Here is a 13,895-nt window from a genome sequence, read left to right as displayed (position 1 = left end):
CGTATGAAATTGGATTTAGCCCTTATCGATTCGAGCGCTCCGTTTTTCGTAAAGGCTCCGGGAAAATCCCAGAATTGGTCCAAGGCTCCGATTGCGCTTCTTGAAAAGAATCGGAAATTCAAAAAGAAAACTCATAAAAAGATACGGGAGAATTTCGATTCGTATGTGAAACGCGTGCGCTCCTTCGGCTACAACGCGATCACGATCGACGAACTTTCCTACCTCGCGAACTTTCATTTTTATCCCGAACTTCTTCGAAATAAAATCCGATCTTATCAAAAATCCTATCAAAAACTTTTTCGAACCGCAAAGAAGAACGGCCTGAAGGTTTTTCTCACGAGCGACTTTTTGTTTTTCAATTCATATCTCGAAGAACAAACCAAGGGAGAATTCGATTCCGTCGCGGAACTTTTTGTTTCCTGTCTGGAACGTCTCTTTTCCGAGTTCGAAACCGTGGACGGAATCGTATTGAGGATCGGAGAATCGGACGGAGTCGACGTGGATGGGGATTTTAAAAGCAGACTTTTGCTCAAAACCCCCGAGGACGCGAACCGGTTATTGAGAATAATTCTTCCGATCTTCAAAAAACATTCTAAAACTCTAATATTTAGAACCTGGACGATCGGAGCGTATCCGATCGGGGATCTGATCTGGAATCCGGTGACCTATAAAACGGTATTCGACGGAATTCCCGCGGAAAATCTGATCGTATCTATGAAATACGGAGAAGGCGATTTTTTCCGTTATCTTTCGATCAATTCCCTCTTTTTCGAGGATTCTCTTCCCAAACTCGTAGAATTTCAAGCGCGGCGCGAGTACGAAGGTTTCGGCGAAGTTCCTTCCTTTGTCGGATGGCAATATCTTTCCTACAAAAAAGAACTCGAAAAAGCCAAGAACCTCGTCGGCTTCAGCGTTTGGTGTCAAACGGGAGGATGGTCCTCGTTTCGGAATATTACGTTTTTAAAGAATACTTCTTATTGGAACGAACTCAACACGTTCGTCTGCGCGGGTCTTTTCCGCAAAAATTGGGGAGTGAAAAAAAGTCTCCGTAAGTTCTACGGAAAAAAGAATCTCAAAGAGTTCGTTCGGTTTCTGCGTCTTTCCGATACGGTGATCCTGAACCTTTTGTACGATCCCGAATTCAGCCCGCTTCCGCTTTATATCCATCGGGTTCGGATTCCTCCGCTGCTGCACATAACTTGGGATCGGGTAACGGTCAGCGATCATTTCCGAATTCTATATTCCGCTTTTTGCAAGAACCCGGAGGAATCGGTCCGGAAGGGATACGGGGCGATCGAAAGCCTCAAAGAGATGGGAAGAATCGCGAAACGGATCGGACTTCCCTACGATTTTCGGTTTCACTACGAGACCTTTCAGTTATTCGCCTTTTGCAGAGAGCTGATTTATCTTCCCGATCCGGAACGGGAACAATATCTTTTGGAAGAAACGATTCATCTGTGGAAATTATATTCCGAAAATTATCCCGATGCCTATCGGTTTCGGATTCTCCCTCGAAAAAGAATCCCGGGACTTATGTCCGAAGCGTTGCTAAAGATGTTCGTCCGAAAGAGAAAGAACACAAGACTTCTGGATCGGATTTTGTTTCATCCGCTTATGCGACGTTTTTATCTTTTCTTATACCAACGAATCCGTGCAAAACTTCCTTCGTTTATCAATCAGCAGGCTATGCCCGTCTCCGAGCTCCTAAAATAGAATAGAGTTTGACAGATTCCGCCGCGATAAATAAAATTTTGACCTATGAGTGTAAGTGAAAACGGTTTTATTTCGTATTCAAAAAATATGATTCTCTTGAGATCTTTGCAATCCTTCTCCGTAGGGAACTTTGACTCTAAAACTCTCTGTTTGGGAGTTATGTTCCTTATCACCACCGTACATTGTTCTTACGGGGACAAAAAGATGGCGCCTAACGAATCGGCAAGCGGCGCAGGACGTTCCGCATACTACGAGGACGAAAGACCGAGCGAAGAAGACCAACCCTCTTCTGCATCCAACCGATCCGTAACTCCCGAAAACGAACCGCCTTCTCCCACAAGAGGTTGCATCCAAGGGGATTGTACGAACGGAACCGGAACCTACGTCTACGACAACGACGACGAATACCGCGGTTCGTTCACAAACGATCTAAGAAACGGTTCGGGAAGAATCAAATATAAAAACGGAGACCGTTTTGACGGGACGTTCAAGGACGACGTGAAGGACGGAAAAGGCACTTATATATTTAAAAACGGAGCGATGTTGGAGGGCAATTTCCAAGCGGGAAAGATGATCGGTCCGGGCAAGGTACGCTTCCCCGATACGAGCATCTATGAGGGAGAATTTCAGGACGAAAAGAATTCTTCCGAGGGGATCTTATATTCGGCTTTCGATCATTCCCGAAAACACTGTAGAATCGAAAATAAGGTCGTTCTCTGCGGCGGTCCCGTTGCGGAATCGAGCGATATCAAACCTCTGCACTAAAAGCACGGATTTCAACGTTCCAAAAGAATTCGATTTTTTGAACGTTCCATCCGAAAGCGCGCACAAGATTCGTTCTTCGTGTGCGCTTTTGTTTTCCGATCAGTCTTCCGTCGATCCTCCGGTTCCGATCCGTTTTTGATAGAGTTGAATCCGATCTTCGTCCATGCCGACTAACGTATGAGTAATCCTCATCTCTTTGCCGAGGGTTTCTCCTCCGGTCCGTAATTCGACGACGCGATACCAAATCTCTTTCGCGGGAACGTAGAATGCGTGGTTCACGCACAAACATTTGAACTTAAACCCGAGGGAAGCTTCCGCGGGAACCATCGAATGCGGGGCCGCAAAAAAATAAAAATCCCGATCGGACGTATTCTTTACGACCAATACGAAACGTTTTTTCGAACCGGGTTTTAGATAGAGATCGTTCCCGGAAATCTTTTCGGAGACGGGAGCCTCCGATAAGGTTTTCACGCTGCCCGTGGCCCAGAGATCCACGGGTCTTTGCGAAGCTCCTTCATACAGTTCCATTTCCAACGGAAAACTTTTTTTCTCCCAGAGAATTTGAACTTGGATCTGACGCTGAGGATCGGAAGCGAGATTCTCCGCTTGTGTCGCATCGGAACCGTCCTTTTTGCAAGTCATACAAACAATCAGCAAAAGAAGAATCGCGATTTTACCGAGCCTCGACTTCCGCCGGTTTTTAATCGCGTTGTTCCCGACCGAACACGTGCAAGGAACGAGTTTCAAAAAATTCGTTTTCCAAGGATACAAAGTAGATTTCATTTTTTGAATATTCTTATTCCAGAGACATTTCCAATGTCTTAAAGTCGAGCTTTCTGCTCGGGCTGGTGTTTTGAACATACACGTTTCCGTTCAACTTTTTGATCGTCACGAAATCCTGGAAGATGATCTCCTTTTTATCGGGATCTTTGTCCGCCATATTGCAGTCCCTTCCGCAACCGTTGCAGTCCATATCCCCGTGTTCTTCCACGTAAGAAGATGAGTATTTTCGCATATACCCGAATACTCTCAGTTTAAGCGAATCCACGGAGGATTCTTTGACTTCGTAGTTGCCGATCGCGTAGAACTTGCTCGTTTTATGAAGCGTTCCCGAACCTCCGTCGCTTAAGTCGCGCGTGTCCCCTTCCATAAAAAACGAACCGTCCGAACGCATCCGGAGAGACCAATTCGATTCCACTCTTTGTTGATCGGATTCTTCCGTCGTTGTAGGCGCGGTTTCGGAAGAAGCGATGGTTTCCGTGCTTTGGATTTCGGCGGGCAATTCGCTGACTTCCATTCCTCTCAAACCGTGATTTAAAATTCCGTCCAGATCGGGCGGAGTGAATTGAAGGTGATTGGATCTGGCGATGCTCTGCGATCTGTGGATCGGATTGATGAGAACCCAATTCTTATCCAACCCGAAACGGATTTCGCTTAACACAAAACCCTTATACATCTTTCCCGCGTAGATATCGTCCACGGTAAGACGAAGCGAAGTTCCCTCGAACGTTTTATCGAGAGCGATCTCTTGCGGACCGAGAACGTCCTGCAATTGAATCCTTTGGGAATACCCGTTGGCACCCGTAAGAGTCGCCGTCTTCAGCCTTCCGTTGGAATAACAGTGTTGATCCGATCTCTGATATCCGTTCCAGATTTTGATCGTATCGAACTTTTGCGATTCCTTGAATTTAAAATCCAGAGTCACACCCTTCCCTTTTTTATCCGAAGCCCAAGCGTATTCGTAACGGGAGTCGAAAAGATTCATCACATCGTACGACTGAGCGGGGTTTGCGGTTTCGGAAGCGACCGCCGAACCTTCCACGATCTTCGGAAGTTTTAGGGAGAATTGTTTTTCCTTTTCGTCGTAGAAACGGATTTCACCGATACAAAGTTCCTTGTTCTTACGAAAGTTGATCGTAACCGAACGGGCAAAGACCGCGTTCTCAAAACGAACCAGCGCCTTTTTACCTGCCAGCTCGGCTGCGGCGCTCAGTTCGTCGAAGTTGATGTACGCCGTAACCGCATCGGTGAATTCTCCCTTGCAGGAATCGACTTCCACCCTCCTCAGTTGAAACCCTTCGTCCGGATAAAAATGAAGTTTCACGAATTCGGCTCCGTCTTCCGGTTTCCAACTTCCACCGCCTAACGCCGCGAAGGCGAGCTTATCGCTCAAGGAAGTCGAAGTCGCCATGGAAACGCTGAGCTCCTTTTTGCAATCCGCGATTCCTAAGGCGAACAAAAGGACGGACAAAAGCGCAGCCGCTCTACGGCTCAGGATTCGGCGTTTCGACAAGGATTTACGAAATGGGAATTTACTGTTTAACAAAGAAATACGATGGGACCAACGTTGGATACGGTTCATTGAGGAATTCTCCAGGAAAGAATTTTCACGATTCTTCCTATGAATCGATCTCTGTCAAATGCAAAGAGCAGGAAACGGATCGGGTTTATCCCTCCCAGGAAGTTTTGATGGGAACGGGAAATTCTTGACGTTCCATGCGGTTTCTTTTGGTTGGCTCGATTGACAATGAGAATTATTTTGTTATCAATCTACACAAACGGAGAGAAAATCATGAAACTAAAATCCGCGGTTCACGGGCCTGCGTATTGAATCAGCGTCTCGAAAAGGATCGTGGAGCCGAGTTTTAGATTTTCCAGACTGATGTTCTCGTCTTTCCCGTGCAGACTTTCCGTATCTTTTGCGGAAAGAATCGCGGGATTTAAACCGTAACATTTGATCCCGATTCTGCGAAAGCGCGCGTTATCCGTTTTTCCCGCGGACATAAACGGAGCGGCCACGCTTCCCGGAACTTTCGAAGTGGATACGTTCGCAAGAATCTGAAACAGATCGTCGTCCAGAGGGGAATCGTCCGGTCCGATCTCGTCGAAAACCTCGACCGCAATTTTAAATTTGTTCGCGACGGCTCGAATCCTTTCGATGTATTCCTTCGAATCGACTCCGGGAAGAATGCGAACGTCCAGTTTTCCGAACGCATCTCCCGAAAGAACGTTGTATCCTTCTCCTTCGAGAGTTTGAATTCCCGTGATCGCTTTCGTATTCCGAGTCATCGCGGAAAGATGTTTGTTCTTTTTTAAAGTGCCCGTAAGCAACGGTTTGATCAAAGGATTGGAAGCGTTCTTTAAAAAGAAGGAAGTGGGAAAAGAAGCGACCGATCCGAGTTGATAAAAATAAGCCTTCGTTTCATCCGTGATGTGAATTCCCGAATCGAAGGAAAGAATCTCTTCGTAAAACCGGATCAAATTCAAGGTCGCATATTCCGCGTTAGGCGCGCTTCCGTGTCCGCTTTCTCCTTTGGCTTTGAGTTTCAGCCAGATGTTTCCCTTTTCGGCGTATTGAATGTTGAAAATCGTGGCTCCTTGAATTCCCACGTCTTTGGTCGCGACACCGCCTTCGTTTAACATCGTATCGAAACCGCGAAATACGTCGGGATGATTCTCTGCCATATAACGCGCTCCTAAAAAGCTCCCGCTCTCTTCGTCCGCAAGCGCCAAAAACATCACCTTTCGATTGAGTTCGATCTTGGATCGTTTCAATTCCAAAAACGCCATCAACTGCATCACGGCGAGCCCCTTCATATCCAAGGCTCCTCTTCCGTATATTTTTCCGTCCACGATGTTGCCGCTGAACGGAGGCACGGTCCATTCGTTGGAATCCGCTTCCACAACGTCCATATGATTTCCCAAAATGATTCCCTTCAAAGAACTCGGCTTCGAAGGTTCCAGCACCGCAACCAAGTTCGCGCGTTGGCGATTTTCCTTGGACGCATAAATCTTAGAAGCGATTCCTTCCTTTTGAAGAAGTTTCTGAATGTATAAAACGGCTTCGAGTTCGTTGGAACGTTCTGTGCGAATTCGAATCAGATCCTGAAGAATTTTTACGGCTTCCCGATTTCGTTCTTCCCAATCGACTGTTTGCGGCATCGACTTGAGAGAAATCGTTCGAATCGGAGAAGTAGAAATACATCCGCTCAAACACGAAATACAAAGCGCAAGAAGAACCAAAATATTTACCATAAATCCAAACAAGAAGCGCTTATTCTTGGAAAGAAACAAGTAACTTTTTTCATCTCGTTTACTTCGATGCGCGCGTCTCGAATTTCCGGAGGATTTTTATCCGACAAAAACAAGATTCGTTGACGAAAAAAAGAATTCCCGTTACAAAGTTCGGATTCAAGAGGCACTATGGCATTTCGTAGAACGATCGGAGCGAGCGCATCCGAAGACAGACTGGAAAAGTTGATTCAGGATCGATTGAAACCCGGAGCGGATAAAACGAAAATCGATCAAAGGATCTGGGATCTTTTCGGAGAGGATTGGTGCGTGATGTTTACGGACCTTTCCGGTTTTTCCAGAGGAGTTGAAAAGTTCGGAATCATCCACTTCCTGCAAACGATTCACGAATCGGAACGAATTCTTATCCCGATCATAGAAGATCACGACGGAATCCTTTTGAAATCGGAAGGAGACAGTTTCTTGGTCATCTTTCGAAACGTGGGCAAAGGGATCGAATCTGCGATCAAGATGCAGCAGGAACTCGTAACGTACAACCAAGACAAAATTCCCGAAGAAAAAATCCTTCTCTGCGTAGGACTCGGGTACGGTAAAGTGTTGAAGATCGGCGATTCGGACGTGTTCGGTTCCGAAGTCAACACCGCGAGCAAACTCGGAGAAGACACCGCAGAAGCGGGCGAAATTCTCGTCACCCATTCCGTTTTCGAACAAGTCGTGGTCAAACACCTTCGTTTCGAGGAATTAAAAGAAGCGCCCGCCGGAACTCAGAAAGCATACAAACTCCTCTACTGATCCATTCTAATATTAGAATATTCTAAATCAGATCGAAAAACGAGTCACCGATCCCATAGGGCAAATCACCCTATGGGTCCGGAATGTTCCGCAAAGATTTCGGAAGATTCTTTCCTTGACCGGCCGGACAATGAAGGATTCAATCAAGGGAGTGTTTCCCAAAGCGCAATCATTCAAGACGGGATTCTTCCTTCTTTTTTTGTTTTCGACGTTTGGAACCTGTAAAGCGAAGACCGACGGCGAATTGCAGATTCTTCTTCAATCCGCTTCCCTCCTAGGCGAAACAAAATGCAGCTGCGAAAAGGTTGAACGAAAAGAAGGGATCGATTCCGAAGAACTCGCGATCTGTCTTCGTCTTTTGGAAGAAACCCAAAGAAAATACGGGGTCTATGTTCGGAAATTTCCGGAAACCGCGAAACAAAGCGAACTCGTCGTCCAAAAATCCTATGCCAAAAATTGCCTGCGCTAAGTCCTTAGAACGAATTCCCGCGCAAGAAATTCAGAAACGTTCGTTTAATCATTCGTATACGGGTTCCGCGATTTCATGAAACAATCTATTCACACACAAGGCCCCTTCCCCGACCTTTCGGGTTCGTATCAAATCACCATTACGGAAACTTCGGTTCTCGCGGTTTCCGCGACGATTCGCATCGAACAGGAAGAGGATTTGATCCGGGTCAGCTTAGAATATAAAAATCCGAACAAGGCAGATTCTCCGCCGAAACGTTTACAGGGAAGAATCACCGAGCGAAACAGACATCACGTGATCGTTCGGTTTGAAAACGGAACCTGGGAACGTTATGTGTTTCATGAGGGAAGGTTTTCGGGACACGAGTTTCTGTTTTAAAAGTGAAACTATCCCCGGTTTTTCAAAAGCACCAAGGTCATATCGTCGCTCTGAATCTCTTCGAACGTTGTGACCGTGGAAAATATCTCCGTTCCGAGCTGCCGCAACGGAAGTTTCGCGTTGGATTCCAACAACTTCATCAATCGTTCCTCTCCGAACAAATCCTCGTTTTGATTTCGGGCTTCCGTGATTCCGTCCGTATATAAAAGTACGATGTCTCCCGGAGACATGGGAATCCTGTGATCCTCCAGGACTTCTCCCAGATCGTCCACGATTCCGAGCCAAGATCCGTTGGTCGGTACGACTTCGACCTTCTTCTCCTGCGCGCGGTAAATCATCAGATCCAGATGTTTTCCGGCCACGAGAAGATGATCGTCCTCCAATCGAAAGAGCATCATCGTCATATATCGATCCGTTCCGAGACGCGCGATGTTTTCCTTGATGACTCGGTTGGTTTCGATTAACACTTCGGAAGGGCTGAGCATCGCGTGCTGCTGAACGATCGCCTGAATCGCGGTCTGCGCCATCATCATAATAAGACCCGATTCCACTCCGTGACCCGAAACGTCTCCGATGCCGACCCACTTTTTGCCGTTAGGCGCATCGATGATGTCGTAATAATCTCCTCCCACCGAATCGGTGGGAACCATCAATGCCGCCACTTCGTAACGTCCTATGTTCGTTCTCCTCGGAAGAAGCGCGGTTTGGATCATCTTTGCGAGTTGCATTTCTCCCCAAAGAGCGTCGCGGGCCCGCAGCAAATCCGCACGGGACTTGTCCAGATTCTGATTCGCTCCAACCAATTCGGCTCGCAATAAATATTCGGAACGAACCAGTTTAAACCGAACCCAGGAGATCGCGGCGGTGATGATGATCGTGGAACCCAAAAAGAAAAGATTGTTCACGAGAATTCTCGGATCGAACGGTTGATCCTCCCAGGCGTTGAATCCGAGATAAATCGACAACGTTAAAAATCCGTTGACTACGGAGTGAATCGGTCTCCAAGAAAGAAGAATATTCACCGCCATCAACACGAGCATCAACCCGGCGTAATAACTCGAATTGAATCCTCCCAAGTCCACCGTCATGAGAACGATCATCAGACTTACGATGGATGATATGATATAACCGTGTACCGGATACGAACGATTCGGATGCGTAAAACGGATGAGAAGATATTCTATGATGACTAAAACAGTCGTCGCTCCACGATAGATCGCAAACCGCAGATGCAAATGCGGTGGCTGAGTGTAATAGTCCAATAAAAGAAAGAAAGGAATCAGAACGATACAGAGCATGGTAAGAACCTGCATCCATTCTCGCACGATACCCTGAAGGTATATTTCGAAATCATGATTTACTTTCGAATCGACGATACTGTGTTCTTTTGCTCTAAACGTCATTTCTCTTGACCGCTTTAACCGTTCGATACGCGTATTTCGAGAAACATCTGGCAGCCGGTCTCCTCGAAAAAAATACGACTGTGTCCCGGAAGATTCGAAGCAAGTTCGAGCATCTCTTCCTCCGTTCTGTGATACAAAACCCAATCCAACCAATACTCCATAAACGCCTTATTCGGATTGCTGACGTGAAAATTTCCAACGACCAGCTTTCCACCCGGCCGCAACATTTCGAAGAGCCGAGCCAGTACGGCCCTTGCCACGGGCGGAGTCAGATAGTCGAAGAGCCCCATCGAATAGATAAAATCGAATCTTCCCCAGGCTCCGGGAAGATCCCGAATGCGAAGCATGGATCGAACCGAATCGTTGACGTATTTTACGTGAATGGAAATTCCCTTTTCCAATTCGAGCTGATTGACGGTGTTCATCGCGACTCGAAGCGCTTCCATATCCTGATCGAGAAGAGTAAAATGAATCTTCTTATTGGTCTCTATATCGCTGAAAGCGTCTCCGATTTCCTCGGCGGGACCGCACGCAACGGACATCGCCCTAAAATCGGAGCTGTTGTGATTTTCCACCGCCGCTCGTATTTGATCGGCAATCATCCTGCGTCGATTGCGAACCGCGTTTGCGGCGGGAATTTGAATCGGATAACTGTGAAGCAAACGCGCGAACAACGTTTTTCCGATGATATCGTTTTCGTAGATCATTCTCATCATCTCATAGTCGCCCGCGTAACCTCTCGGTTTTAAATTGGTTCGGAGCATAAACGCTGAATGAAGAATGAAATCCCAAACCTGTTTTCTAAAAAAGAATCCGTGGGCTTCGTTTTCGTCCTTCGAGAAATCCTTCGTGTGTTCTTCAAGTTCGAGAACCTTCGATTCGAAGAATTCCATAAACGTCTGGCCTTCCCTTTCGACGATCATCTGATGAAGATGATCCTGAACCGGACCCGGTTCCTTTAAAAATTTACGATCCAATTCGTCGAAGAATTGTTTATATACGTTCAGCTCGAAGGTAAGATTGGAACTGTATTCCTTAAAGTGCTGCGTTACTTTTTCTTTTTGATTGAGAATGAGCTGAAGATTAAAAAGCCCCGTATCGTAAACCGTGAATCTTTTTTTGCCGATCAGATCGGACACGTCGATCGTGTCGTCGAGAAGAAGGACGATGTATTGAGGAGTGGATGCGTCCTTGACCGGAATCATTCTGCATCGGCCCAATTCGATTTTTTTTCCGTCCAACTCGATAACGAATCCGTCCGCGTTGAACGGTACGAAATAGGAAGGCGGTTGGGGAAGACGAATCTGAAACGAATAACGCGTATGACCGCATATTTCCACGCCGATGGCGCTTCCGTTCGTCCGCAGTTCCCCCGAAATCGTATGTTCCACAATCATAAACTCATTGCCCTACTACTTGAATCCTTCCGTCCTTAGTCTCGAAAATTCGAAGAGCCGAAAAACTCAGATCCTGCCATTTTTTGGCTTTGTTGTAGATGAGTTTCACCTTACCGGTTCCCTTCTTGACCGTCTCCAGAGTTTTGATCACCGGAGTGATCGTGGAAGAATTCATATATTCCAATTGTCTAAAGTCCCAGATAACGGCCTTATTCTGCATCGCTCCTCGTTTCATGACATCGGCCAACGTCGGTATGATGAATTGACTCGGGTTTCTCTGAACGCTTTTGCCGAGCCAACGAATTTCGATCTCGTCCCCGTCAACAACCTCTAACTGAAGCTGGTCTTCCGAAAAAATCTGATTGTTTAAGCTCATGTCAAACCACCTGTTCCCTGTCCAATTTCGGTTGTAGCGCCGAGACATAGAGGATATCGTCTTCGTTCACGTAAAAATCCAGAATGGCTTCTCCCTCGTATGCGATTCGGATCAATCCGAGACCGCTTTCGTTGTCCTCCAAAGGTTGTCCCGCTACGAGTTTTAACCTTTCCAAATAAGCTTGAAACGGAGATTGATAACTTCGGATCCATTGAATGATGGAATCAAGTCGTCTTAAATTTTCGACAATTCCCGCGGATGGAAGAGGACTCCAAGCCTGAACGAGCATTCCGTCTTTGCCGGATTCGAGTTTGAACGTGAACTCCTGCGTTTCGCTCGTAAAGTGTCCGTATTTGATCGCGTTTTCGAGAATCTCCGATGCGATCATACAAAGGGCGTCTCTTGTCTCATCGGACGAACCCAACTCTTCTAAAAAGCTGCGGCAGCTTTCCCGAGCCCTTTCGATTTCCGCCCAAACCGGGCGAAGTTTCATTTCAAGCAATTTGCCTTCGTTATTTTTTTGACTATTTTCCATCCGAGCCTCCGGGCTTTTTACGGCCGCACATCCTCTCCAACGTTGGATGAGACGCTGGAATCTTCATAACATACCGACCGGGAAAAATACTTCCTGCGGTTCCTTTTTTCCCCGAAGCTGAAACATTCCCACTGCTTCGACGTTGATTTCGTGACGGATCGATTCGTACGTGAGCGAATCGATCAGTATATCATGACCCGTCGTTTTGGTCAATGCCTCGAGTCTGCTCGCAGTGTTCACTGCATCGCCTAACACGGTGTATTCCATGTGACGCGAAGAACCGATATTTCCGGCGAATACGTTCCCCGTGGAGATACCGATTCCCATGGCGACCGGCGTTTTTAATTTCGGATTTCTGCTTTCGTTAAATGCCCTCAGATACTCGCGGACTTGAAGCGCAAGACGGACACAATTCAACGTGTCCTCGTCTTCCGGAAACGGACAACCGAACGTGATCAAAAGCCCGTCGCCTAACAGTTTGTTGACGGAGCCTCCGTTGGCATATGTAAGATCCATAAGTCCGGTAAAGAGTTCGCTTAAAAAAGCCGCGAACTCGTTCGGATGAAGTTGTTCCGCGATTCCGGTGGAATTACGAACGTCGCAGAACAACATCGTTGCCTGAACGTTCTTGCCTTCGAGTTCCGTTTGTCTTCGCTCGTCGACGAGATAATCCACCAAATTTTCCGGAAAATATTTTTCCAAAAGACGTTTCGCTTGTTCGACATCCTCCATACGTTTGCTGAGTTCTTCCGATTTGGCGTGCAATTCGCTGATATCTCTCAGAGTAAAAACGCATCCTTGGGAAGAACCGTTCACGTCGTGGATGGGAGCGATCGTACAGATCACGGGAATACTCCTTCCATTGGAACCCGAAAGAATCGCGTGCTCGAATACGAAAGGAGAATGATTGATCGAGGCGTAGGAGATCAGGTTTTCGATAACGGCTCCTTTATCGTCTCGGAGATTCATCACCTCGTCGACGATTCTTCCTCGGACGCTCCTTTCTTCCATGCCCAAAAGAGAAGCCGCAACCGGATTTAAGAACTTAACTTTAGAAACGGAATCCGTCGCGATCACTCCGTCGCCTATGGAACTCAACGTGGTGGTAAACCAGCTCGCGTCTTCCCGAAACCGTCTTTCCATCTTATGACGGTATAAGCACATCTCCACCGTGATCTCGAGTTCTCGAACGTTTACCGGCTTGAGAATATAACCGAAGGGTTCGGTAACACGCGCTCTGCGAAGCGTTCCCTCGTCGCTGTGCGCGGTGACATAGATGACCGGAACGTCCAAAACTTCCTTCAACTTAACGACGGTTTCCACGCCGTCTATGAAACCCGTACCCAATACGATATCGATCAGAACCAGATCGGGTTTTATCATACGCGCCATCTGAAGCGCCTTTTCGCCGTTAGTCGCCACTCCGATGGAGGAATAACCGATTTTTTGAAGAAACTCCTGAATGTCTCTGGCTACGATCCGTTCGTCTTCTACAATCAGAATTTTGGAGGCCCGCGAAACCTTATTCTGGAGATCCAACATACTACGACCGCCGGTCACAAAGAATCGTCTTACGGATTCGATACGAACGTGGAAAAGAAAAGAACAAAAGCGGAATATCGAAAGGATACGTTTTCGATCCAATTCTGTTTTGCATCGTCAAAACCTGCTTTTCGTTCGTAACGAGCTGAAGGCGATCGAGGTTCGATTCGTCTCAGTAGCCTGAAACCCTGAATTTGCAACGCTTTGAAACTAAAGATCGACGACCTTTTCAGGTCTCGGTAGCTGTTGCGGCAAACCGCCAGTACGGACTAACAGATTTTTTGACATTAGTCAACTAGTTATTTCCGGATCCTTAAAAATGAAAAAACGGAGAGATTGAGAACGGCGGTTCGATCCGTAACGATCGATATTTCATAAAAATTGAATGTAAGCTATAAAAGAAATAATTTCTTTGAAAACGGAGAATCCGTCCTTCTTCGGCTCCTTGATTCGTATACAAACCGCCTCGGGGATCTACGCATTGCTTTGAAGA

13 protein-coding genes are annotated in these 13,895 nt (G+C 46.8%); 5 read left to right on the top strand and 8 right to left on the bottom strand.

Annotated features, from left to right (window positions below; all coding sequences use genetic code 11):
* The first annotated feature begins 3 nt into the window (after positions 1-3).
* Together LFX25_RS07895 and LFX25_RS07890 are read left to right on the top strand one after the other, a co-directional pair.
* On the top strand, positions 4-1,713 hold the full coding sequence (locus LFX25_RS07895; RefSeq protein WP_238729769.1) for a glycosyl hydrolase family 67: 1,710 nt from the start codon (positions 4-6) through the stop codon (positions 1,711-1,713).
* A 45-nt stretch (positions 1,714-1,758) separates the two neighbouring features.
* Positions 1,759-2,478 (top strand): MORN repeat-containing protein, encoded by a 720-nt coding sequence (locus LFX25_RS07890; protein WP_238729768.1) that lies wholly within the window; start codon positions 1,759-1,761, stop codon positions 2,476-2,478.
* 99 nt (positions 2,479-2,577) lie between these two features.
* Here LFX25_RS07890 and lsa20 read toward each other — a convergent pair whose 3' ends face one another.
* From lsa20 to LFX25_RS07875, 3 genes are all read right to left on the bottom strand, one after another.
* Positions 2,578-3,261, bottom strand: a complete 684-nt coding sequence (lsa20, locus tag LFX25_RS07885; protein ID WP_406600484.1) for an LIC11469 family lipoprotein adhesin Lsa20 — start codon at positions 3,259-3,261, stop codon at positions 2,578-2,580.
* Between the two features lie 13 nt (positions 3,262-3,274).
* A complete protein-coding gene (locus LFX25_RS07880; RefSeq protein ID WP_238729767.1) occupies positions 3,275-4,840 on the bottom strand; it encodes an NADase-type glycan-binding domain-containing protein in 1,566 nt (521 codons plus the stop codon).
* Between the two features lie 230 nt (positions 4,841-5,070).
* Positions 5,071-6,513, bottom strand: a complete 1,443-nt coding sequence (locus LFX25_RS07875; protein ID WP_238729766.1) for a M20/M25/M40 family metallo-hydrolase — start codon at positions 6,511-6,513, stop codon at positions 5,071-5,073.
* A 168-nt stretch (positions 6,514-6,681) separates the two neighbouring features.
* Here LFX25_RS07875 and LFX25_RS07870 point away from each other — a divergent pair, with 168 nt between their 5' ends.
* From LFX25_RS07870 to LFX25_RS07860, 3 genes are all read left to right on the top strand, one after another.
* Positions 6,682-7,302, top strand: a complete 621-nt coding sequence (locus tag LFX25_RS07870) for an adenylate/guanylate cyclase domain-containing protein (protein ID WP_238729765.1) — start codon at positions 6,682-6,684, stop codon at positions 7,300-7,302.
* 130 nt (positions 7,303-7,432) lie between these two features.
* On the top strand, positions 7,433-7,771 hold the full coding sequence (locus LFX25_RS07865; protein ID WP_238729764.1) for a hypothetical protein: 339 nt from the start codon (positions 7,433-7,435) through the stop codon (positions 7,769-7,771).
* A gap of 75 nt (positions 7,772-7,846) precedes the next feature.
* Entirely contained in the window at positions 7,847-8,149 is a 303-nt protein-coding gene (locus LFX25_RS07860) for a hypothetical protein (protein ID WP_238729763.1), read from the top strand.
* An 8-nt stretch (positions 8,150-8,157) separates the two neighbouring features.
* Here LFX25_RS07860 and LFX25_RS07855 read toward each other — a convergent pair whose 3' ends face one another.
* From LFX25_RS07855 to LFX25_RS07835, 5 genes are all read right to left on the bottom strand, one after another.
* Positions 8,158-9,552, bottom strand: coding sequence for a PP2C family protein-serine/threonine phosphatase (locus tag LFX25_RS07855; RefSeq protein ID WP_238729762.1), 1,395 nt, complete (start codon positions 9,550-9,552; stop codon positions 8,158-8,160).
* Between the two features lie 14 nt (positions 9,553-9,566).
* Positions 9,567-10,949 carry a class I SAM-dependent methyltransferase gene (locus LFX25_RS07850; protein WP_238729761.1) on the bottom strand — a complete coding sequence of 461 codons (1,383 nt, stop codon included), beginning with the start codon at positions 10,947-10,949 and terminating at the stop codon, positions 9,567-9,569.
* A 4-nt stretch (positions 10,950-10,953) separates the two neighbouring features.
* Entirely contained in the window at positions 10,954-11,325 is a 372-nt protein-coding gene (locus LFX25_RS07845; RefSeq protein ID WP_238729760.1) for a hypothetical protein, read from the bottom strand.
* Position 11,326: 1 nt separating this feature from the next.
* The gene (locus LFX25_RS07840) at positions 11,327-11,860 is read right to left on the bottom strand and encodes an ATP-binding protein (RefSeq protein WP_238729759.1); all 534 of its coding nucleotides are present in this window, start codon (positions 11,858-11,860) and stop codon (positions 11,327-11,329) included.
* 63 nt (positions 11,861-11,923) lie between these two features.
* Positions 11,924-13,402, bottom strand: coding sequence for an adenylate/guanylate cyclase domain-containing protein (locus LFX25_RS07835; protein WP_238729758.1), 1,479 nt, complete (start codon positions 13,400-13,402; stop codon positions 11,924-11,926).
* Positions 13,403-13,895 lie beyond the last annotated feature (493 nt).

The sequence above is a fragment of the Leptospira sanjuanensis genome (assembly GCF_022267325.1).
GTDB lineage: Bacteria > Spirochaetota > Leptospiria > Leptospirales > Leptospiraceae > Leptospira > Leptospira sanjuanensis.
The sequence above is the reverse complement of the archived record's forward strand: the minus strand, read 5'-3'. Positions and strand labels throughout refer to the sequence as shown.